Source organism: Streptomyces sp. SID12488, from assembly GCF_010548275.1.
In the GTDB taxonomy this organism is placed as follows: domain Bacteria; phylum Actinomycetota; class Actinomycetes; order Streptomycetales; family Streptomycetaceae; genus Streptomyces.
The window spans coordinates 359,644-381,340 of the sequence record NZ_JAAGLT010000002.1 but is presented as its reverse complement, the minus strand read 5'-3'; the positions used below and the strand labels follow the sequence as shown (position 1 = coordinate 381,340).

Here is a 21,697-nt window from a genome sequence, read left to right as displayed (position 1 = left end):
GGGCCGTATCCGATCGGTAAGGTGTTCGCATGACAACCGGGGTTCGCCGCAGAATGGGAGTCGAGGAACGCCGGCAGCAGTTGATCGGCGTCGCCCTCGAACTGTTCAGCCGCCGCTCGCCCGACGAGGTCTCCATCGATGAGATCGCGTCGGCCGCGGGCATCTCGCGCCCACTGGTCTACCACTACTTTCCCGGCAAACTCAGCCTGTACGAGGCTGCGTTGAAGCGGGCGTCGGACGATCTGGCGGGCCGGTTCGTGGAGCCGCACGAGGGTCCGCTGGGGTCTCGGCTGCTGCGCGTGATGCGCCGGTTCTTCGACTTCGTCGAAGAACACGGGCCCGGGTTCGCGGCGTTGATGCGCGGTGGTCCGGCGGTGTCCGCGGACGAGGTGCGTTCGAGCAGTGCCTCGGCGACGAACGCGCTCATCGACGCCGTACGACAGGTCGCGTACGTCCAGATCCTGTCGCATCTGGAGCTGAGCGTCGAAGAGGCGCCCGCCCGGCTGGAGTTGGTCATCCGGACGTGGATATCGCTCGTCGAGTCGACCGCGCTGATCTGGCTGGACGGGCGGCGGGTGCCGCGCGGTGAGCTGGAGGCGCAGCTCGTGCACGACTTCGCGGCGCTGGCCGCCGTGAGTGCCGCCTACGACGAGGAGATGGCCGCCCTGCTGCGCCGGATGCTCAAACAGGAGCCCGCCGAAGGCCCGTTCAGCGACCTGGTCGCACGGCTCATCTCGCTCGCGTCGTAACCCGCGGAAAAGTCAGCCGGAAAAGCCGGCCGGACGGGTCAGCTGTCGAACTTCCGGTATGAGTCGTCGAGTTCCCGGACCTCGACCGAGGCGTGCAGGGCGAGTCCCTCGACAGGCTTCACATGGGCGCGGACCAACTCCAGTACAGCTTCCGTCAGTTGGGCCTTCGTCTCGATCGTGCGCCCGGTGAGCATGCCGATCCAGACGTGCACGATCGCGTGGCCGTCGCTGTCCGCGCCGACCGTGGCGTCCTCGGTGCGGCGGAACTGCGTCTTGCACGCCTCGGGCTTCGCCTTCGCCGTGGCGACGACCTCCTCGTGCAGCGCGAGCGCGAACGCGCGCCGGTCGAAGGCCTCGGCCAGCGGACCCGAGTAGTCGACGGTGATCTGCGGCATGGGTGAAACCCCTGTTCTACGACTGCTACGACTTGTACGACGGCTGCGACTTGTACGACGGCACGGCCAACACACCCTAACCGTTGGCCCTCACCGTTGGCTCTGACCGCCGCCCCTGGCCGTTCGCCCTAGTCAGCGAGCCGCAGTGCCAGCATCGCGATGTCGTCCTCCCGGTCGTGGCCGAAGGAGACCAGCAGTGTGTCGCAGAGGGCGTCCAGGCCGGGCAGCGCCCCGGAGGCCGCCGCGCGCAGGTGTTCCATGGAGTCCGCGAGGTCGGTGCCCCGGGTCTCGATCAGACCGTCGGTGATCATGAGGAGCCGGTCGGTGGGTTCGAGGAACAGTTCGGTGGGCGGCGGATGGGCGAGACCCACGCCGAGCAGCGGGCCCGCAGCCTTGGCGTAGTCGGCGCTGCCGGTGTCGCGGATGATCAGCGGCGGGATGTGGCCCGCGTTGGCGATACGGGTGCGCCCGGTGCCCGGGTCGACGTGTACCAGGCAGACGGTGGCCGTGACCTCGGGGTGGTAGCGCTGGAGCATCCGGTCGAGGCGCTCGGCGAGCACGGCCGGGTCACTCTCGTCGACGCAGTAGGCGCGCAGCGCGTGCCGGATCTCGACCATGACGGTGGCCGCGTCCAGCGAGTGTCCGACGACGTCACCGACCGCGGTGAGCATGCCGTCGCCGGCGCGCAGGGCGGCGTAGAAGTCGCCGCCGATCTCGGCGTCCCGGGACGCGGGCACGTACCGGACCACGACGTCGATGCCCGGGAGGTCGGGCAGCCGGTCGGGGCGGGGCAGGAAGCTGTGCTGGAGGGTGAGGGCGACATGCCGCTCGACCTGGTACATGAGCAGCGGCTCGGCGGCGAGCACGGTGGCCTGGGCCAGCCGGGCGACCAGGGACTCGTTCTCGGGGCTCACCCTGCGCGTCCCGCGGGTGGGCGTGGCCAGGCACACCGAGGCCCTGCCGTCCTCGGTGGGGATGAGCACCAGGCGGGCGTCGTGCTCCATGCCCGGCCGGAAGAACCCGGCGGGCCACAGCGGCGAGGGCACCGTGGTGATCTGCACCCCGCTTTGCCCACGAGTGAGCCGCCTGAGCAGCCCCGCCACGACGCGGTGGGCGCCCTCGTCCGGCATGGCGAGCGTGGTGCGGTCGCGGGAAGTGGCGCGGTACAGCTCGTCGTCCGGGCCGAGGAAGAACACGGCGGCGGGTGAGCCCGTGAGACGTGCGGTGCCCTCGGCGGCGGCGTCGGCGAGTTCCTGCAGCGAGCGCGCCGACTGGATGGTGAAGATCGTCTCCGACAGCCGGGTCAGCCGCCGCGCCACTGCCTGGTCGTCGGCCCGCAGCCGCGAGGCCCGCACCGCGGCCCGCAGTACCGCGTCGATCTCCCCGGGCTCGGCGGGCACCGTCAGATACGCGTCCCCGCCCGCCTCCAGCCCGTCGCGACGGTCGCTCTGGGCAAGGGCGGAGGCCGAGAAGTGGACGACGGGCAGGCCGGCCATGTGCGGCCGGCTCTTGATCCGGCGGCACAGCTCGACCCCGCTCACGCCTGGCAGGTTCACGTTGATGAGGGCCACATCGGGCAGGATGCCCTTGCGCAGCCGTACGTCGAGTTCGGCGAGCGCCTCGTGACCGCCGCCGACCGGAACGACCTGGTAACCGGCGCGGCGGAGCAGGGCACTCATCGCGTAGCGGCCGGCCGCGGTGCCGTCCACGACGAGCACGGTGGTGTCGGTCCGCTTGCCGTTGCCGTCCATCTGACCGCCCTTGGACACACCGGTGGGGCAGACCGAGGTCCATGGTCTGCCCCACCAGGGTAATGCCCTTGTCAGGAGGTGCGCGAGAATACCGCGACGCTTCTCCCCGGAACGGTGAACGTGCCCGAGCCCCGGTCGTACGTGGCCGACTTGACGACGGGGTCCGCTCCCGCCCGCAGTACGGGATGCAGCGCGTACGAGGTCCCGGCGAGCGGGCCGACCCGCTGCTCAGCGCGCTGGGGCGTCGCGTTGAACACGATGACGAGATCGCCGAGTTCCATGGTGATCACGCCGGGCGTCTCCTCCTTGCCGGACAGCGGGAAGGAGAGCGCCGACTGCACCTGTCCGGCCGTGTCGAGGGAGAAGGCACTTTCCGTCGTACGGATTCTCAGCAGATCTCGGTACGCGGCCGATGCGCCCTCGATCTGTGTGCAGCCGACCCCGACGGTGGTCAAGAGGGGTTTGGCGTAAGACCACTTGGAGGCATTGTCGGCCGCCATGGGCAGCCCGCGACCGAAGCCGTTGCCAGTGCCATCGCCGCTACCAGTACCGGTGCCGGTGCCGTCTGCGCAGTTCCAGTGGATGGCGTTGAACCAGTCGCCGCTGTCGTAGGAGTTGCGGTCGAGGGACTTGGAGCGCAGGAGGTCGCTGCCGGCCTGGGAGAGGGCCGGGCCCTGCGAGAGGGTGGCCGTGGCCATGGCCAGGACCTGCATACGGGCCCGGTCGGCGGCGCTCGTCGTGGCGGGCAGTTTGAAGGCGAGCGCATCGAACAGTGACTCGTTGTCGTGCGCGTCGGCGTAGGCGAGGGCGTCGCCGGGTGATTCCGCGTAACCGGCGGGTTGGCCGTTGTAGTCGACCTGGGCGCCGGTGACCTCCTTGCCGTCGGTGTCGGTGAAGCGGTAGGCGGCGAGGTTGCCGGAGAGGCCCACCTTGATCAGGTCCTGGTAGTGCAGGAGGCGGGCCTTCTGCTCGGCCGAAGTGCCGTTGCCGGTGGACGAGTTGGGGTCGGTGTACAGCCCGGACGCGAAGCCCTGGACTCCCGGGTCCTCGTCGAAGGGGCCGCCGCCGCGCACGGCGTCACGGGCCCGGTCGGAGAAGGTCGCGATGCCCGTCCCCGCCATGTTCTTCTGGGTGGCCTGTACGAAGCGGGCGTCGTCGGCGACCTCGCCGAAGTTCCAGCCCTCCCCGTACAGGATGATCTTCCTGCCGTCGACGCCGTCCTTCTTGGGGGTGAGCGCGTCGAGGGCCTTCCTGACCGCCAGGATGTTGGCCTTCGGGTGGTGGCCCATCAGGTCGAAGCGGAAGCCGTCGACCTTGTACTCCCTGGCCCAGGTGACGATCGAGTCGACGACGAGCTTGCCCATCATGGTGTTCTCGGGCGCGGTGTTGGCGCAGCAGGTGGAGTTGGCGACCGACCCGTCGGCCAGGAGCCGCTGATAGTAGCCGGGGACCACCTGGTCGAGGACGCTCGTCTTCGCCTGGCCACTGGCCGGGGTGTGGTTGTAGACCACGTCCATCACAACCCGCAGCCCGTCGCTGTTGAGCGACTTCACCGTTTGCCGGAACTCGACAGTGCGCCGCGTCCCGTCCGGGTCACTCGCGTACGAGCCCTCCGGAACGGTGTAGTGGTACGGGTCGTAGCCCCAGTTGTACGCGTCCTTCGCGGCGACCTTCGCGACGCACGCCTGCTGCTGGTCGGAGTCGGCGGCGTAGGAGGACAGGTCGCAGTCGACGGTCGCCTGGTCGGCCTTCTTCTCAGGGATGGTCGCGATGTCGAAGACGGGTAGCAAGTGCACGTAGGAGGTGCCGGCCCTCGCCAGCGCGCGGAGGTGCTTGGAGCCGTCGCTGCCCTTGTCGGTGAAGGCGAGGTAGGTGCCCTTGTCCTTCGCGGGGACGGTGTTGTCGGCGACCGAGAAGTCCCGGACGTGCAGCTCCTGGATCTCGGCGTCCTTGAGGGGTACGGCTTTTGGCTTGCTGTACGACGTCCAGCCGCCCGGCGCCAGGGAGTTGTCGTCCAGGTCCACGACGAGGCTGCGTTCGGAGTCGGCGGTCAGGGCGACGGAGTAGGGGTCGGTGACGTGGTTGGTGACGACCTTGGCGACGCTCGGGGCCCACACCTTCACGACGTATCGATAAGGCTTGTTCTTCCAGGACTTGCCGCCGGTGACTGACCAGACGCCGGTAGCGTCGTTCCGCTTCATGGCGACCGTGGAGCCGTCGAGGTCGAGCGTGACCGACTGCGCCGTCGGCGCCCAGACGGCGAGTGTCGGACGGCCCTTGCTGAACGTCGGTCCGAGGTCGGCGTTCGACGCGGCGGCGCCGTACACGTCGTCGAGTACGCCGGCGATCTGGACGCCTGTCGCCGCCAACACCGCACCGTTCGCGGCCCGTTGGGAGGCGACGAGCTGGCCACGCAGGGCCTCGCGGACCCGATCACGGTCGCGCGGGTCGACCGTCCAGGCGGTGTACGAGGCGAGGTGCGGGAACTTGGCCTTCTGGGCGTCGGTGAGGGAAGACTTGGTGAGGCGGAGCCAGCGCTCGTCGGTGCTGGTCAGCGCGCCGTCCTTCGCCGTGATCGAGCCGGTGCGGGAGTACAGCAACTGGGTTGAGGCGGCGGTGTCGTTGCCGTTCCAGGCGACGGTGTTCCGGTCGATCCAGACCGCCTTGGATGTGCTCAGGTCGAGGGCGGCCGAGCTGCCGGCGGGCTGTGGGAGCAGGTACTTCTCCTGGCCGTTCAGGAGCCAGACCTCGTGGCCGTTGGTCTTCAGGTCGAGGGCCTGGTCGGTGGAGAGGTCCTTCTCGTCGCCCTTGTGGATGATGTAACTGAGGCTGGTGGCACCGGCGTTGAGCGGTACTTCGTAGACCGCGCCGTACGCGTCGGTCCGCACCGGCTCCAGGGGCTTCGACCAGTCCGTGGGGTTCGCGGCGCCGGACCAGACGTGCAGGCCCCAGCCGTCGTAGTCGCCGTCGGCGCGGTGGTAGTGGAGGACCGCCTTGGACGTGTCCTGGTCCGGGTAGTCGGCGGCGGGCCTCTCCGTCAGTACGGCTTCCTTGCCCTGCTCGACCCAGATCTCGCCGGTCTTGGTGACGTCGATCGAGCGGTCGGTGGAGACGTCCTTGTTGCCGTCCTTGTCGATGACGAGGTAACTGACGTCGGCGGCACCGGGCTTGAGCTTGACGTAGGCGAAGGCGCCGTACGCGTCCCGCCCGACGAAGTCGTGGCCGGCGGGCCACGTCGTGCCCTCGCCGTCGGCGATGTCGCCCCAGGTGTACAGGCGCCAGTCGGTGTAGTCGCCGTCCGCGCGCTTGTAGTGGACGACCACGTAGTCGCGCGAGGAGGCAGTGGGGACCTCGGGGGCGGGCGGGGTGCCCGTGGTGGAGATCGCCAGGGCGCTCGCCGTACGTCCGGCTCGGTCGATCACAACTGCCTTGTAGCGCAGAGGTGTTCCGGGGGCAACGTCCTTGGCGATGGTCTGGGTGACCCGGTAGGGCGCGTGGTCGGCGGAGCCGAGGGTCTGCCATGCGCCGTTGCCGGTCTGGGCGGCGAAGACGACGCGGTTGAGCTGGCCGCCTCCCCCACTCTCGGCTTCGCTCGAGCGGGAGGTACCCCCATCGTCGGCGGTGATGTTCACCGTGCCGGTGGCGCCGGTGGCCGGAGCGGTGAGGGTGAGGGAGGGCTTGGTGGCGGGGGTGGCGAGCCTGCCGGCGGCCTTGAGGACGATCGAGGTGCCGGGCGGGACGGTGACGGTGAGCTTGCGGTCGGTGCCGCTGGTCACCTTGGCGTCGGTTCCGTAGATGCCCTTGAAGGCCATGTCGGCCGAACCGGTCGCGAAGGTGGCCGTCTTCGCCTCGGCCGCGTTGTTGAAGGCCACGACGTACTCGGTGCCGGACTTGGTGCCGGACTGGGCGTCGGTGCGGGAGAAGGCGTAGACGCCGGGGCCGTCGGCTGCGTAGCGCTCGGTCTGGACGCCGTCCGTGAGGGCCGGGTTGGCCTTGCGGAGCTTGGCGAGAGCGCTGATCTGCTGATAGAGCGGTGCTCTCGTTTCGTACGCGTCGCTGGCGTGCGTACGGTCCGTGCCGAGTTCGTCGTCGTCGAGGTAGTCGGAAACCTTCGAGGCGAACATGGTCTGGCGAGCGTCCTTGTCGCCGCCCGCGCCGGTGAAGCCCTGCTCGTCGCCGTAGTAGACGACCGGGTTGCCCCGGCTGAGGAACATCAGCTCGTTGGCGAGCCTGTCCTTGGCGAGCAGCTCGGTATCGGTGGCCCGGGGGTTGTCCTGTCGCAGGAAGGACCCGATGCGGCCCATGTCATGGTTGCCGAGGAAGGTGACCTGCTCGTAGGCGTTGGCCTTGTCGGTCGTGTACTTGTAGTCGTCGCCGAAGACCGAGGCGAGCTTCTGGGCGCTGCCGCCCTGGGAGGCGTACGAGCGGGCCGCGTCCTGGAAGGGGAAGTCGAGCGTGGAGTCCAGGCGGCCCTGGGTGACGTACGGGGAGGTCACGGACGTGTCGGCGGAGTAGACCTCGCCGAACATGAAGAAGTCGTCGCGCCCCTTCTTGGCCGCGTACGCGTCCAGCGCGGTGGCCCACTGGGTCCAGAACTCCATATTGACGTGCTTCACGGTGTCGATCCGGAAGCCGTCGATCCGGAAGTCCCGTACCCAGCGCTCGTAGATCTTCTCCATCCCGCTGACGACCTCGGGACGCTCGGTCCACAGGTCGTCGAGCCCGACGAAGTCGCCGTATGTGGCGGACTCGCCGACCCAGGTGGAGTCGCCCCTGTTGTGGTACATCGTCGGGTCGTTGAGCCAGGACGGGACCTTGGCGTTCTTCTTCGCGGCGGGGACGACGGGTGTGCGCGGGAAGGAGTCGGCGTCGACCTTCGGGAAGGCCTCGGCGCCGTCCGCGTAGTCCGCGTCGTCGAAGGGCTCGCCGTCCTTGGTCAGATAGGGGAAGGCGCCCTTGGAGAGGTAGTCGTAGGACTTCTGCTCGTAGTCGACGACATCGGCGGTGTGGTTGGTGATGACGTCGAAGAAGACCTTCAGACCCTTGGCGTGCGCCTTGGAGATGAGGGTTTCGAGGTCCTGGTTGGTGCCGAAGTGCGGGTCGACCTGGGTGAAGTCGGTGATCCAGTACCCGTGATACCCGGCGGAGGCGTCCGTCCCGGCGCCCTGCACGGGCTCGTTCTTGAAGATCGGGGCCATCCAGATGGCGGTGGTGCCGAGGCCCTTGATGTAGTCGAGCTTGCCGGTGAGGCCCTTGAGGTCGCCGCCCTGGTAGAAGCCCTTGTCGGTGGGGTCGTAGCCGGTGGCGAGGCGCGAACCGGTGAGTCCGCCACGGTCGTTGGCGGTGGTGCCGTTGGCGAAACGGTCCGGGAGGACGAAGTAGAACTGCTCGCGGGTCAGGTCGTTGCGGGCGGCGGTCTTCGCCAGCTTCGCGTCGGAGGGGGGCACGGGCGGGGTGGCCGCCCCGGCGGACCCGGCAGCGAGGGGCTGGACGAGGGCCGCGGTCAGCGCGATCACGGTGACCGCGGCGACTCGTCCGGCGCGGGCGGTACGGGTGGCGCTGGCGGTTTTGGTAGCACTCGTGGTTTTTGTGGTGCGGGTGGGACTGGGAACACTGGCTGAACGGGCTGTACGGCGCCTTGTCGGCGACGGCCATCTCGGTATCACGGATGGACTCCTTGCGATCACGACTCTTCGGGTCCGACCCCGCGCGACCGTACCGCCGCCGAAAGGTTTACAGCAAGGGTCTTGAAAGTAACGGAAAGAACTTTCAGCAGGTGGACTTGCCCGCATAGATCGCGAGGGCCGCGTTGGAGCCGAGGGTCGCGGTGAACTGACCCGAACTGTTCACGGTGATCGCGGTGTTGCTCTGCACGTTGCAGTAGGTCCCGGCGGCCAGGGAGGTCTGGTACGTGCGACTCAGGCTGCTCGACTCGTGGTTGATGGCGACGAAGCCCTTGGCGCCACGCCCGAAGGCGATGGCGTCGCCCCCGTTGTCCCACCAGTTGGTGACGGACTCACCGCGCACGGCGTTACGGAAGGCGACCATGCGCTGGATCTCCGGCCAGGCGTGCTGGCACTTCCAGCCGTCCTGCCAACAGGCGTTGACCGTACCGCCGTTGGGCGGCCCGGCGTCCGTGTCGGAGAACTCGTACCCGGAGTTGATGTCCGGGGCGCCGTACGGGTAGGCGAGCATGAAGACGTTGGCGAGCGTGTAGTTGGCGTTGTCCTTGTAGCTGAGCGTGGAGCCGTTGCGCTCGGTGTCGTGGTTGTCGACGAAGACACCGGCGACCGAGCTGCTCATATAGCCCCAGCCCTCGCCGTAGTTCTTCAGGTAGGCGAGGTTCTCGTTGTTGAAGACGCGCTTGAGGTCGTAGGCGTAACGGAACTCCTGGACGTCGCCGTTGCCGGTGTACTCGGTGGGCTGCACGGCCTCCCCGCTGCCGTAGATGGCCTCCTGCTTCCAGTACGCCGCCGTGTTGCTCAGCCGGGACTTGATGTTGGCCAGGTCGGTCGCCGGGATGTGCTTGGCCGCGTCGATACGGAAGCCGTCGACACCGTAGCCGAGCAGGGAGTTCATGTACCCGGCAATGGCCGAACGGACGTACTCCTCACCGGTGTCGAGGTCGGCGAGCTGCACGAGCTCGCAGTTCTGGACGTTGGCACGGTTGGTGTAGTCGCTGATGGTGGCCGTGCAGTCGTCGAAGTCGTAGGAGGAGTACAGGCCTGGGTAGTTGTACTTCGTGTACGACGAACCGCCGGTGCCGGTACCGCTGCCCGCCGACATGTGGTTGACGACGGTGTCGACGACGACCTTCACACCGGCGGCGTGACACGTGTCGATCATGCCCTTGAAGGCGGTGGCGTCACCGAGGCGGCCGGCGATTTTGTAGCTCACCGGCTGGTACGACGTCCACCACTGCGAGCCCTGTATGTGCTCGGCGGGTGGGGAGACCTGGACGTATCCGTAGCCGGCGGGGCCGAGGGTGTTGGTGCACTCCTTGGCGACCGAGGCGAACTTCCACTCGAAGAGGACGGCGGTGACGTCCTTGGTGCCGGGCGGGGAGGCGTGGGCGGCACCCGCCGGGACTGCGAGCGCGATCGACGCGCCGGCCACGAGGGCGAGCGCGCCGGAGAGGGTTCTACTGGCCATGTGGGGCCCTTCTCCGTTGAAGGTCCTGACAAGATCCTTTGCAGGTTCTTGCTGCAAGATGGCTGAAATATTTCAGCCGACCAGAAGGTACGAGTCAACTTGTCAGACGGTCAACCCTGGGGACAGTTCCTCTTCACGCGCACGGCATCTCTTCACAAGACGGGTGTGGCGCGTCGCCGCACCATCCAGCTGACGGACCTCACAGAGACCCACCGGGGCGAAGCCGTACTCAGGTAGAGCTGAGTACTTACGCTCTGGTCCGCCACGGGGTGAGCCGGAACCCTTTGGGCATGGAACGACAAACACCGAAACCCGTTCACCAACTCCTGCCCATCCTGGCGCTGGCCGGGGTCGCACTGGCCGCGTGGGCTGCCTGGCTGGGCTGGGACCAGGAGTACGACGTGCACTCTGACGGCTCGACGACCGGCCCGTACGAGGCGTGGCAGGTGATCGGGCTGGTGCTGACCCTGCTGGCGCCGGTGTACTGGGCGGCGTCCCGGCGTTACTTCGTGGGTGCTGTGCTCGGCACCACGGCCGGCCTGACAGTCGCCGCCTTTTACGACTGGTCGGACGACTCCAGCGGCCTCTTCATCATCGGCGTGGGAATGATCATGTTCGGGAGCCTCGGAGTGACCGCCGCCGTTTGCGCTGTGACCGCCGCCGTGAAACGAGAAGGCCCCTCGACTGTCGCGACCCAGTAGGGTCCGCCGCCCCAACTGGGCGGCGGACCCGGCAAGTTCGGCCTCAGCCGGTCGTCCACCACACCGTCGTGTCCGCCGGCAGCTTCGCCTCGTCCTGCGCCACCGTCACCTCGCCGCTGGCGACCAGGATCTCGCCGTACGCCGGGATCGTGACCGACTCGCCGCTGGTGTTGGCGACGCACACGAACTCGCCGCGCCGGAAGGCCAGGACGCCCTGCGGGGTCTTCAGCCACTCGACGGAGTCGCCCGCGCCGAGGCCGGGGTGTTCGCGTCGGGCGGCGAGAGCGGCGCGGTACAGCTCCAGGGTGGAGCCGGGCGTGCCCGTCTGCGCCTCGATGCTCAGCTCGGCCCACTCGGCGGGCTGCGGAAGCCAGGAGCCGCCGTCACCGAAGCCGTACGACGAGCCATCGCGGGTCCACGGGATCGGCACCCGGCAGCCGTCGCGGAAGCCGTCCTGACCCTCGCCCCGGAAGTACGCGGGGTCCTGGCGGACCTCGTCCGTGAGGTCGACGACGTCCGGCAGGCCCAACTCCTCGCCCTGGTAGACGTACGCCGAGCCGGGCAGCGCCAGCATCAACAGGGTTGCCGCACGGGCCCTGCGCAGGCCCAGCGCGCGGTCTCCGGCGAGGCGGAGCTGCGTGCCGAGGCCCGGCTCGTTGGCGAAGCGGGTGGCGTGGCGGGTGACGTCGTGGTTGGACAGGACCCAGGTCGCGGGGGCGCCGACCGGGCGCATCGCGTCCAGGGTGCGGTCGATGACGACCTTCAGCTCCGCCGCGTCCCAATAGGTGGCCAGGTACTGGAAGTTGAAGGCCTGGTGGAGTTCGTCCGGGCGGACGTAGTTCGCTGTGCGCTCGATGGTCGGGGTCCACGCCTCCGCGACGAAAATGCGCTCGTCCGCGTACTCGTCGAGGACCAGGCGCCATTCCCGGTAGATGGCGTGTACGCCGTCCTGGTCGAAGAACGGCATGACATCGTTGCCCAGCAGCTTGAGCTGGTCGTGGGATCCGAGGTCCGGGAGGCCCGCCGCCTTCACCAGTCCGTGTGCGACGTCGATACGGAAGCCGTCGACACCCATGTCGAGCCAGAACCGCAGGACCGAGCGGAACTCGTCTCCGACGGCCGGGTGTTCCCAGTTGAAGTCGGGCTGCTCGGGTGCGAAGAGGTGCAGGTACCACTCGCCGGGGCTGCCGTCCGGCTCGGTGATCCTCGTCCAGGCCGGGCCGCCGAAGATGGACTCCCAGTCGTTGGGCGGGAGTTCACCGTTCTCGCCCTTGCCGGGGCGGAAGTGGTAGCGGTCCCGCAGCGGTGAGCCGGGGCCCTCGCGCAGCGCCTGCTTGAACCACTCGTGCTGGTCGGAGGAGTGGTTGGGGACCAGGTCGACGATGATCCTGAGGTCCAGTTCGTGGGCGTCGCGGATCAGGGCGTCAGCGTCCAGGAGGTTGCCGAACATGGGGTCCACGGCCCGGTAGTCGGCGACGTCGTAGCCGGCGTCGGCCTGCGGGGAGGCGTAGAAGGGGCTGAGCCAGACTGCGTCGACGCCCAGGTCGCGCAGATACGGCAGCCGGGTTCGTACGCCCTCCAGGTCGCCCATGCCGTCGCCGTTGCTGTCGGCGAAGCTGCGGGGGTAGACCTGGTAGATCACCGCGTCGCGCCACCAGTCGCTGCTGGCGGCGACGTTGGCGGTCGTGGCTGCGGAGGTCGGGGCCGGAGCGGAGGAGTGCTGGCTCATAACGTCCTTGATATGTAACGGAGTTCGGGTCATGGGGTGCTTACTGCTGGTTTTCACGCTGCGGGTCCGCTGTGGCTGGTCGCGCCCCGCGGCGGAGCCGCAGATCGATACAGCCCCGCGCCCCTAGAAGCAAGGGGCGCGGCCGACCGTCGGGGACATTGGCGGACGCGGTGACAGCGGGGTCGGATGGCCACCGCGTCCGCCACCCGCGCGGCAGATGACGCGCGGGAGTCTGTGCGCAGGGCCGACGTCAGCCCTTCGTACCGCCCGCTGTCAGGCCCGACACCAGGTTCTTCTGGACCAGGTAGAAGAAGGCCGAGACGGGTATCGCGACGAGTACCGCGGTGGCGGCCATCAGGTTGCGCTGGGCGTCGTGCTCGCTGACGAAGCTCTGCAGGCCGACCGCGAAGGTGTACTTCGTGTCCGACAGCATGAACGTCGACGCGAAGGCGACCTCGCCGAACGCGGTGATGAAGCTGTAGAACGCGGCGACCGCCAGGCCCGGTTTGGCCAGTGGCAGGATCAGCCGCGCGAAGGTGCCGAAGGGGGTCAGCCCGTCGACGCGTCCCGCCTCGTCGATCTCGAAGGGGATCGTGTCGAAGTATCCCTTGAGCAGCCAGGCGCAGTACGGCACGGCCGTCGAGCAGTAGACGAGGACCAAGCCGAGGTAGTTGTCGATGAGTTGGAGGTCCGAGAGGATCTGGTACATCGGCACGATCAGGACCGCGATGGGGAACATCTGGGTCACCAGGAGCACCCACATGAACTTGCGGTAGCCGGGGAAGCGCATCCGCGAGACCGCGTACCCGGTGGTCGCCGCGACCATCACCCCGATGACCGTCGTACCGAGCGAGACGATCAGCGAACTCTTCATCCAGTCGAAGAAGTTGGTGTGCTGGAGGACGAACGAGTAGTTGTCGAACGTCATCTTGTCCCAGATGCCCCCGGGGTGGAGGTAGTCGTCCTTGTCCGGGCCGAGGGACAGGTAGAGCAGCCAGGCGATCGGGAAGAGCGCGATCAGACTCGCGACGGTCAGGATGCCGTGGGAGGCGAGGGCGGTGGCCAGGCCCCGGCGCCCGCGGGGCTGCGGGGCGGCGGCGCCGCTGTCGGCCGGGTCCGACGGTGTGGGCTTCTGAACGGTCATGGCACTCATGGGGGTTGGGACTCCTGCCTCAGATCGCGAGCTGCTGGTCATTGCGGTTCAGCCAGCGGCGGTAGAAGGAGGTGAAGACGACGAGGATGGCCAGCAGCAGCATCCCGTAGGCCGCCGACTGCGCGAAGTCGCGCGGCTGTTGGCCGAAGCCGAGGTAGTAGGCCCAGGTGACGAGGATCTGCGCGTCCGGGGCGGTGTTGCCGAACAGCAGGAAGATCACGGCGAACTGGTTGAACGTCCAGATGATGCCGAGGAGTACGACGGTCGAGCTGACCGAGCGCAGGCCCGGCAGGGTGACGTAGCGGAACCGCTGCCAGGCGTTCGCGCCGTCCATGTCCGCGGCCTCGTACAGCGTGGAGTCGATGGACTGCAGGCCGCCGAGCAGCGAGACCATCATGAACGGCACACCGCACCACGTGTTGACCATGATCGCGGCGAACCGCTGCCAGAAGGTGTCCTCCAGCCACAGCGGCGACGGCAGGTGCACCGCGTCGAGCATCGAGTTGATGATGCCGCCGTCGGCGAGCATGAACCGCCACCCGAAGACGGTGACGAAGGTGGGTACGGCCCACGGCAGGACCAGGATCAGCCGGTAGAAGGTGCGCCCGCGCAGCTTCTGGTTGAGGAGCAGGGCCAGGCCGAGGCCGATGCAGTAGTGCAGGGCCACGCAGAGCGCGGTCCAGACGATCGTCCAGATGAAGTGCGACCAGAAGCGGTCGTACGCGGTGTCGCCCCACAGGATGTCGGCGTAGTTGTCGAAGCCGATGAACTTGTAGGTGGCGTCGATGTGGTTGACGCCGATCGTGCGGGCCGAGTTGAGGCTGTTGGCGTCCGTGAGCGTCAGGTAGAGGCCGCGCACGAGCGGGTAGAGCACGAGTCCGCCGAGCACGACGACCACGGGGGCGATCATCGCGTACGCGTACCAGTACTTCTGGTAGGCGTGCTTGAGACGATCGAGCCGTCCGGGTCGCTGCCCGGGCTCACCGCGGCGCTTGCCGGTCGCGCGGTCGATGGCGACTGTCATGGTTCGACACCTTCTGGAAGATCTGGGGAGATCAGGGGCTACGGCACACACACCGATGACCGCCGGAACCGGTCAGTTCCGACGGCCATTCGGGATCACTTGGTGAAGTCCGGGACCAGCTTGGCGATCGCGGTCTCCGCGTTGCCCAGGCCCTTGTCGAGGGACTCCTTGCCGCCCGCGATCTGCGCCAGCTCGGTATCGAGCGGACCCCACAGGGAGCTGTACTCGGGCAGCGCCGGGCGGGGCTGGGCGGCGGCGAGGACTCCCTGGTAGCCGGCGAGGCCCGGGTCGGCCTTGACCTCGGCGGTGTAGGCGTCGTCGCGGGTGGGCAGCGTGGAGTTCTTCAGGGCGATCTGCGTCTGGGACTTCGCGGAGGTCATGAAGTTGACGAACTTCAGGGCCGCCTTCTGGTGCGCGGCGTCCGAGCCCGCGTACACGGAGAGGTTGTGGCCGCCGGTCGGCGCGCCCGCCTTGCCGCTGGAGCCGGCCGGGACGGTGGCGATACCGAGGTTGGCCTTGTCCTTGAACGCGGCGCCCGCGTAGAAGTTGGTGATCTCCCACGGCCCCTGGACGATCGCGGCGACCTTGCCGGTGACGAAGGCGTCCTGGATGTGGGCGTAGGCGTCGGCGGTGGTGTCCGCCTTGTGCAGGCCCTTGCCGTCGAAGAGGCCGAGCCAGGTGCCGTAGGCCTTCTTGGCGGCGGCCGAGTTGACGGTGATCTTCTTGGCGGCGGCGTCGACGGTGTCGGTGCCCTCGCCGTAGAGGAACGACTGGGCGTAGTAGGCCTGGGTGGAGCCCCAGTAGCCGTCGACGCCGGTCTTCGCCTTGATGGTGGCGGCGGCCGTCTTCAGGTCGGCCCAGGTCTTCGGGGCCTCGGTGATGCCGGCCTTCGTGAAGAGTTCCTTGTTGTAGACCAGCGCCAGGGTGTCGGTGACGAGGGGTGCGCCGTACGTCTTGCCGTCGTACTTGGCCTGTTCGATCAGGCTGGGCTGGAACTTGGCCTCGTCGGTGAGGGCCTCGGTGCCGTCGAGCGGCAGCAGGAAGCCCTTCTTGGCGAAGGCGGGGGTCCAGCCGACCTCGGAACGCAGCACGTCCGGGGCGCCGGAGGCACCAGCGGCGGTGTCGAACTTGTTCTGCGCCTGGTCGAAGGGGACATTGACGTACTTGACCTTGACGTCCTTGTTGGCGGCCTCGAACTCCTTGACGAGGGCCTGGTACGTCGGCGCCTCGTTGGTGGCGTTGGAGGTGTCCCACCAGGTGATGGTGACCGGACCGTCGGCCTTGTCACTGCCGCTGTCGTCTCCGCCGCAGGCCGTCGCCGCGAGGGCGATGGACGCCACCAGCGCTGTGGCCGCTATGCCACGCCGCATGAGTTCTCCTTGAGGGTGAAAGCCCGTGTACTGACGGAAACGGGCCCGTCCGCCGTCTCCGCCGACTTGCCGGCCGCTCCGTTGCCGCCGCCGGGCGACGTGAACGTAACAGCCAGGTAAGCGGGACGAAAGACCTTGCAGCAAAAAAATGCAAGAACCGACGACAGTTACCGCTCCGTGACCCTCTCGGCTCCCACCGGAGAACCGTCCGATCCCCTGTTCTGCCGGTACCCAGCGGGATCCGGGACACTTGTGCAAGACTCTGCAAGCTCTTGCCATGTACGCCCCATCAGACACACGCCCGACCCACGCACGACCCACGCGAGACCCACGCCAGACACACGTGCCAGACACGAGGGAGCGCGATGACGCAGCAACCTGCGGCGGCGAGCGGCCGTCCCGGCCGTCCGGCCGGCCGTTCGACGGCCCGTGCCCGGCGGCCGTTCGGTGGGCAAGGCGAGGGTCGCCGGGTACAGTCCAGCCCTGTGACCACACGGCTTGCCGATATCGCCGCCCAGGCGGGGGTGAGCGAAGCGACGGTCAGCCGGGTCCTGAACGGGAAGCCGGGCGTCGCCGCCACCACCCGCCAGACCGTGCTCGCCGCCCTCGACGTACTGGGCTACGAGCGCCCGGTCCGGCTGCGGCAGCGCAGCGAGGGCCTGGTCGGCCTCATCACCCCGGAGCTGGAGAACCCGATCTTCCCCGCCCTCGCGCAGGTCATCGGGCAGGCTCTGACCCGGCAGGGTTACACGCCGGTCCTGGCCACCCAGACGCCCGGCGGCTCGACTGAGGACGAGCTGACGGAGATGCTCGTCGACCGGGGCGTGGCCGGCATCATCTTCGTCTCCGGTCTGCACGCGGACACCTCCGCCGACATGCAGCGTTACGATCAACTGCGCGCCCAGGGAGTGCCGTTCGTCCTGGTGGACGGCTTCTCCCCCAAGGTGCAGGCGCCGTTCATCTCCCCCGACGACCGCGCGGCGATGACTCTCGCGGTCACCCACCTCGTCTCCCTCGGCCACACCCGTATCGGACTGGCCCTGGGGCCGAAGCGTTTCGTTCCGGTGCAGCGCAAGATCGAGGGCTTCGTGCGGACGATGCAGGATCTGCTGGGCCTGACGGCACAGGATGTCGAGACGCGGTTCGTCCAGCACTCCCTGTACACCCTGGAGGGGGGCCAGGCGGCGGCCATGGCGCTGATCGAACGTGGCTGCACGGCGGTGGTGTGCGCGAGCGACATGATGGCGCTGGGCGCGATACGGGCGGCCAGGCAACGTGGTCTGGAGGTCCCCCGGGACGTCTCGGTCGTGGGCTTCGACGACTCCCCCCTGATCGCCTTCACCGACCCGCCCCTCACCACGGTCCGCAAACCGGTCCCGGCGATGGGCCAGGCCGCCGTCCGCACACTCCTGGAGGAGATCGGCGGTACGCCCGCTCCGCACAGCGAGTTCGTGTTCATGCCGGAGCTGGTGGTCCGGGGTTCGACGGCCTCGGCCCCCGGGGACCGCAACCGTTCCCAGTAGGGCTCCCGGGCTCCACCCCCGGTGTCGTTCTCAGGGTGGAGAATTCCCCGCTTCGGCCAGTGCTCCGGTAGTACTGCGGGCCGCCTGTCCCCACCGTAGGACGTGCGGGTCGGACAGGACCAGGGGATGATCTGGGAGGGGGCCGTATCTGGCAGACTCTGTGTCCATGGGTGAGACGACCGTGACGACAAGGGAAGGCCACGACCGGGCCGCTCCACACTCCGTCACGGACGAGACGGCGGAGGGGAACGACCGCGTGGTCAAGGGACTCCTGCGCCGAGTGCGCGCTCCGCGCCGGCCACGGCTGTGGTTCGAGATCCTTCTGATCGCGATCAGTTACTGGACGTACTCACTGATCCGCAACGCCGTTCCGGAGCAGAAGGCCGAGGCGCTGCGCAACGCGGACTGGCTCTGGAAGGCCGAGCACAGTCTGGGCATCGCCGTCGAGGAGTCGGTCAACCACACGGTCAACTCGGTGACATGGCTGATCGTGGGCATGAACTACTACTACGCCACGCTCCACTTCGCCGTCACTCTCGGTGTCCTGGTGTGGCTGTACCGCAGTCACCCGGGGCGTTACGCGGCGACGCGCCTGACCCTCTTCGCAACCACGGCGGTCGCCCTGGTCGGTTACTACCTGTATCCGCTGGCCCCGCCCCGGCTGATGAACGGCGGCGACTTCGTCGACACGGTGATGATCCACCACACCTGGGGTTCGATGGCCTCCGGCGACCTCAAACACGTGTCGAACCAGTACGCGGCGATGCCGTCGATGCACATCGGCTGGTCCACGTGGTGCGGCCTGACGATCTTCGCCCTGGCCTCCGTCCCCTGGGTGCGCGTGCTCGGGCTCCTTTACCCGGTGGCCACCCTGGTGGTGATCGTCGCCACCGCCAACCACTTCTGGCTGGACGCGGTGGGCGGCCTTCTGTGCCTGGCCTTCGGCTTCACGGTGGCCCGCCTCTGGTACGGCAAGCTCCCCTACGCCCTCCCGAAACTGGTCCCGGTGCGGGGGCAGGGCGGCCCACTGCTCCCGGTCAAGCCATGACGCGACGGCGACCTGCCGGGACCAGTCGGGCTTACCCCGCCGCCCCGTAGAACAGCGTCTCCACGACACCGCGGGCCCGTCGGGTGGTACGCCGGTACGCGTCGATCATGTCGCCGACATGCCCCGGCCCGTACCCCAGATACCGCCCGACCGCGCCCAGTTCACGCCCGTCCGAGGGGAAGGTGTCCCCGGCCCGCCCGCGCACCAGCATCACGGCGTTGCGCACCCGGGTGGCCAGGACCCACGCCTCGTCCAGTATCGCCGCGTCCTCCCCGGAGATCAGTTCGGCGGCGCAGGCGGCGGCGAGGGCCTCGCGGGTACGGGTCGTCCGCAGCCCCGGTTCCGCCCACCCGTGCTGGAGTTGCAGCAACTGGACGGTCCACTCCACGTCCGACAGGCCGCCCCGCCCGAGCTTGGTGTGCAGGGTCGGATCGGCGCCGCGAGGCATCCGCTCCGACTCCATACGCGCCTTCAGTCGCCGGATCTCACGCACCGCGTCGTCGCCGAGCCCCTCCACCGGGTAGCGGAGCGGGTCGATCAGCTCGATGAAACGGCGGCCCAACTCCAGGTCCCCGGCGACGACTTCGGCCCGAAGCAACGCCTGTGACTCCCAACCGAGGGACCAGCGGCGGTAGTACGCCTCGTACGACGGCAGGGTCCGGACCATCGGCCCCGACTTGCCCTCGGGGCGCAGATCCGCGTCGATGAGCAACGGCGGGTCGGCGCTGGGTGCCTGGAGGAGGCGCCTCATCTCGGAGACGACGGTGTTCGCGGCCTTGGCGGCCTCGTGCTCGTCGACGCCCTCCCGGGGTTCGTGCACGAACAGGACGTCGGCGTCGGAGCCGTAGCCCATCTCGTGCCCGCCGAAGCGGCCCATGCCGATCACCGCGAACCGGGTGGGCAGCGTGTCTCCCCACCCGTCCCGCACGACCGCGCGGAGGGTCCCGGCCAGGGTCGCCGCCGTGAGGTCGGAGATCGCGCCGCCGACCTGCTCCACCAGGGCGCCCTGGTCGGCCTCGGCGGGCGACTGCTCGGTGCCGTAGGAGCCGACGATGTCGGCGGCGGCCGTACGGAACAGCTCGCGCCGCCGGACACCGCGCGCGGCGTACACGCCCTGTTCCCCGGACTCGGAGCGCCCGACCGCGGCCAGTATCTCCTGCTCCAGCTGGACCCGCTCGCGTGGCTCAAGACCGCCTGCCCCGTCACCGTCGCCGAGCAGCGCGACGGCCTCCGGGGCCCGCATCAGCAGGTCGGGGGCGAGTCGCCCGGCCGACAGGACGCGGGCCAGGTTCCCGGCGGCGGCCCCCTCGTCCCTCAACAGCCGCAGATACCAGGGGGTTCGGCCGAGCGCGTCCGACACCTTGCGGAAGTTGAGCAGCCCGGCGTCCGGATTGGCGGAGTCGGCGAACCAGCCCAACAGGACGGGCAGCAGCGTCCGTTGGATGGCCGCCTTCCGGCTCACCCCGCTGGCCAGCGCCTCCAGATGCCTGAGCGCGGCGGCCGGATCGGCGTACCCGAGCGCGACGAGCCGCTCCCGAGCCGCGACGGTGCTCAACCTGGTCTCGCCGGGGGCGAGTTGGGCGACGGCGTCGAGCAGCGGCCGGTAGAAGAGCTTCTCGTGCAGCCGCCGTACGACGGACGCGTGCCGCTTCCACTCCCGGATCAGCTCGGCCACCGGATCGGTGCGCAGCCCGAGCGAGCGCCCGATGCGCCGCAGATCGGCCTCGTCCTCGGGCACCAGGTGGGTGCGCCGCAGCCGGAACAGCTGGATCCGGTGCTCCATGGACCGCAGGAACCGGTAGGCGTCGTCGAGCTGCACGGCGTCCGCGCGCCCGACGTACCCACCGGCGGCGAGCGCTCCCAGCGCGTCCAGGGTGGTCCCGCTGCGCAGGGAGGTGTCGGCACGCCCGTGCACCAACTGGAGCAGCTGAACGGCGAATTCGACGTCCCGCAAGCCGCCCGGCCCGAGCTTCAGCTCCCGCTCCACCTCGGCGACGGGAATGTTCTCGACGACGCGGCGGCGCATCTTCTGCACGTCGACGACGAAGTTCTCGCGCTCGGCGGCGTGCCAGACGAGCGGGGCGAGCGCGGCGACGTACGCCTCCCCCAGTTCGATGTCACCGGCGACCGGGCGGGCCTTCAACAGGGCCTGGAACTCCCAGGTCTTGGCCCAGCGCTGGTAGTAGGCGAGGTGGCTGCTGAGGGGTCGCACCAGCGGGCCGTTGCGGCCCTCGGGGCGGAGATTGGCGTCGACGGGCCAGATGCTCCCCTCGATGGTGGTCTCGGAGCAGATCCGCATCAGGTGCGAGGCGAGCCGGGTGGCGGCCTGCAGCGCCTTCCCTTCGTCGGCCCCGTCGACAGCCTCACCGACGAAGATGACGTCGACGTCGGACACGTAATTGAGCTCGTGGCCACCGCACTTGCCCATGGCGACGACGGCGAGCCGGCACAGTGCGGCGTCGTCGGGCGCGGCGGCCCTGGCGATGGCGAGGGCGGCGCGCAGGGTCGCGGTGGCGAGGTCGGCCAGCTCGGCGGCGGTCTCGGCGAGGTCGGTGGTGCCGCACACGTCGCGGGCGGCGATGGACAGCAGGCAGCGCCGGTAGGCGACGCGCAGCGACACGGGGTCGGTGGCCTGGGCGAGCCCCCGCTCGAACTCCTCCACCCCGGGATGGAGATCCCGGGGCTCGTACATGGCGAGGGCCTGCCAGTCGCGGGGATGCCGGATCAGATGGTCACCGAGGGCGGCGGAGGCGCCGAGCACCCCGAGCAGCCGGTCGCGCAGCGGCTTGGCCGCTATCACCGTGTCCAGCAACTCGTGCCGGGCGGTCCGCCCGTCCTGCGCCTCGGCGAGCCGCACGAGCCCGAGCAGCGCGAGATCGGGGTCGGCGGTCGCGCCCAGCGCGTCGAGCAGCACCGGGTCGTCCCGCATAGCCGCGAGCTCGGCGCTGTCGAGGAGCCGCTCGGCGGCGGAGGGATCGGTGAAGCCGTGCCGCAGCAGCCGAGTGAAGGTACTGCTCCTGCGCCCCGGCACCATCATCCTGGGCCTTTCCGTCGGACCATCGGATCAAGGTCGTACGCCCACGAGCGTAACCGGACAGGCCG

At 69.0% G+C, this 21,697-nt stretch carries 13 protein-coding genes; 4 read left to right on the top strand and 9 right to left on the bottom strand.

What is annotated here, in order from left to right:
* Positions 1-29 precede the first annotated feature (29 nt).
* Positions 30-749 (top strand): TetR/AcrR family transcriptional regulator, encoded by a 720-nt coding sequence (locus G3I56_RS05820; protein ID WP_203689234.1) that lies wholly within the window; start codon positions 30-32, stop codon positions 747-749.
* Positions 750-787: 38 nt separating this feature from the next.
* Here the strand turns inward: G3I56_RS05820 and G3I56_RS05815 are convergent, their stop codons facing one another.
* From G3I56_RS05815 to G3I56_RS05800, 4 genes are all read right to left on the bottom strand, one after another.
* A complete protein-coding gene (locus tag G3I56_RS05815; protein ID WP_164407743.1) occupies positions 788-1,144 on the bottom strand; it encodes an isomerase in 357 nt (118 codons plus the stop codon).
* Positions 1,145-1,272: 128 nt separating this feature from the next.
* On the bottom strand, positions 1,273-2,895 hold the full coding sequence (locus G3I56_RS05810) for a fused response regulator/phosphatase (protein ID WP_164407852.1): 1,623 nt from the start codon (positions 2,893-2,895) through the stop codon (positions 1,273-1,275).
* A 71-nt stretch (positions 2,896-2,966) separates the two neighbouring features.
* Positions 2,967-8,411 (bottom strand): pullulanase-type alpha-1,6-glucosidase, encoded by a 5,445-nt coding sequence (pulA, locus tag G3I56_RS05805; RefSeq protein WP_343239871.1) that lies wholly within the window; start codon positions 8,409-8,411, stop codon positions 2,967-2,969.
* A 253-nt stretch (positions 8,412-8,664) separates the two neighbouring features.
* Positions 8,665-10,047: an alpha-amylase family protein gene (locus G3I56_RS05800; RefSeq protein WP_164407739.1), complete on the bottom strand. Its 1,383-nt coding sequence runs from the start codon at positions 10,045-10,047 to the stop codon at positions 8,665-8,667.
* Positions 10,048-10,337: 290 nt separating this feature from the next.
* Between G3I56_RS05800 and G3I56_RS05795 the strand changes: the two genes are divergently transcribed.
* A complete protein-coding gene (locus G3I56_RS05795) occupies positions 10,338-10,748 on the top strand; it encodes a hypothetical protein (protein ID WP_164407737.1) in 411 nt (136 codons plus the stop codon).
* Positions 10,749-10,791: 43 nt separating this feature from the next.
* On the opposite strand, the gene G3I56_RS05790 is transcribed toward G3I56_RS05795, so the two are convergent.
* From G3I56_RS05790 to G3I56_RS05775, 4 genes are all read right to left on the bottom strand, one after another.
* Positions 10,792-12,477: a glycoside hydrolase family 13 protein gene (locus tag G3I56_RS05790; RefSeq protein WP_239134724.1), complete on the bottom strand. Its 1,686-nt coding sequence runs from the start codon at positions 12,475-12,477 to the stop codon at positions 10,792-10,794.
* Positions 12,478-12,727: 250 nt separating this feature from the next.
* Entirely contained in the window at positions 12,728-13,630 is a 903-nt protein-coding gene (locus G3I56_RS05785; protein WP_164407735.1) for an ABC transporter permease subunit, read from the bottom strand.
* A 19-nt stretch (positions 13,631-13,649) separates the two neighbouring features.
* Positions 13,650-14,654 carry a sugar ABC transporter permease gene (locus G3I56_RS05780; protein ID WP_164407733.1) on the bottom strand — a complete coding sequence of 335 codons (1,005 nt, stop codon included), beginning with the start codon at positions 14,652-14,654 and terminating at the stop codon, positions 13,650-13,652.
* Positions 14,655-14,749: 95 nt separating this feature from the next.
* Positions 14,750-16,024, bottom strand: a complete 1,275-nt coding sequence (locus G3I56_RS05775) for an extracellular solute-binding protein (RefSeq protein ID WP_164407732.1) — start codon at positions 16,022-16,024, stop codon at positions 14,750-14,752.
* Positions 16,025-16,509: 485 nt separating this feature from the next.
* Between G3I56_RS05775 and G3I56_RS05770 the strand changes: the two genes are divergently transcribed.
* Both G3I56_RS05770 and G3I56_RS05765 read left to right on the top strand, forming a co-directional pair.
* Positions 16,510-17,547, top strand: coding sequence for a LacI family DNA-binding transcriptional regulator (locus G3I56_RS05770; RefSeq protein WP_343239870.1), 1,038 nt, complete (start codon positions 16,510-16,512; stop codon positions 17,545-17,547).
* Between the two features lie 166 nt (positions 17,548-17,713).
* Positions 17,714-18,595: a phosphatase PAP2 family protein gene (locus G3I56_RS05765; protein ID WP_164407728.1), complete on the top strand. Its 882-nt coding sequence runs from the start codon at positions 17,714-17,716 to the stop codon at positions 18,593-18,595.
* A gap of 31 nt (positions 18,596-18,626) precedes the next feature.
* On the opposite strand, the gene G3I56_RS05760 is transcribed toward G3I56_RS05765, so the two are convergent.
* Positions 18,627-21,632, bottom strand: a complete 3,006-nt coding sequence (locus G3I56_RS05760; RefSeq protein ID WP_164407726.1) for a bifunctional [glutamine synthetase] adenylyltransferase/[glutamine synthetase]-adenylyl-L-tyrosine phosphorylase — start codon at positions 21,630-21,632, stop codon at positions 18,627-18,629.
* Between the last annotated feature and the right edge of the window lie 65 nt (positions 21,633-21,697).

Bases quoted from the DNA above. Each gene is read 5' to 3' on its own strand.
- G3I56_RS05820 (WP_203689234.1), top strand. From the start codon at position 30: ATGACAACCGGGGTTCGCCGCAGAATGGGAGTCGAGGAACGCCGGCAG.
- G3I56_RS05815 (WP_164407743.1), bottom strand. From the start codon at position 1,144: ATGCCGCAGATCACCGTCGACTACTCGGGTCCGCTGGCCGAGGCCTTC.
- G3I56_RS05810 (WP_164407852.1), bottom strand. From the start codon at position 2,895: ATGGACGGCAACGGCAAGCGGACCGACACCACCGTGCTCGTCGTGGAC.
- G3I56_RS05800 (WP_164407739.1), bottom strand. From the start codon at position 10,047: ATGGCCAGTAGAACCCTCTCCGGCGCGCTCGCCCTCGTGGCCGGCGCG.
- G3I56_RS05795 (WP_164407737.1), top strand. From the start codon at position 10,338: ATGGAACGACAAACACCGAAACCCGTTCACCAACTCCTGCCCATCCTG.
- G3I56_RS05790 (WP_239134724.1), bottom strand. From the start codon at position 12,477: ATGAGCCAGCACTCCTCCGCTCCGGCCCCGACCTCCGCAGCCACGACC.
- G3I56_RS05785 (WP_164407735.1), bottom strand. From the start codon at position 13,630: ATGAGTGCCATGACCGTTCAGAAGCCCACACCGTCGGACCCGGCCGAC.
- G3I56_RS05780 (WP_164407733.1), bottom strand. From the start codon at position 14,654: ATGACAGTCGCCATCGACCGCGCGACCGGCAAGCGCCGCGGTGAGCCC.
- G3I56_RS05775 (WP_164407732.1), bottom strand. From the start codon at position 16,024: ATGCGGCGTGGCATAGCGGCCACAGCGCTGGTGGCGTCCATCGCCCTC.
- G3I56_RS05765 (WP_164407728.1), top strand. From the start codon at position 17,714: ATGGGTGAGACGACCGTGACGACAAGGGAAGGCCACGACCGGGCCGCT.
- G3I56_RS05760 (WP_164407726.1), bottom strand. From the start codon at position 21,632: ATGATGGTGCCGGGGCGCAGGAGCAGTACCTTCACTCGGCTGCTGCGG.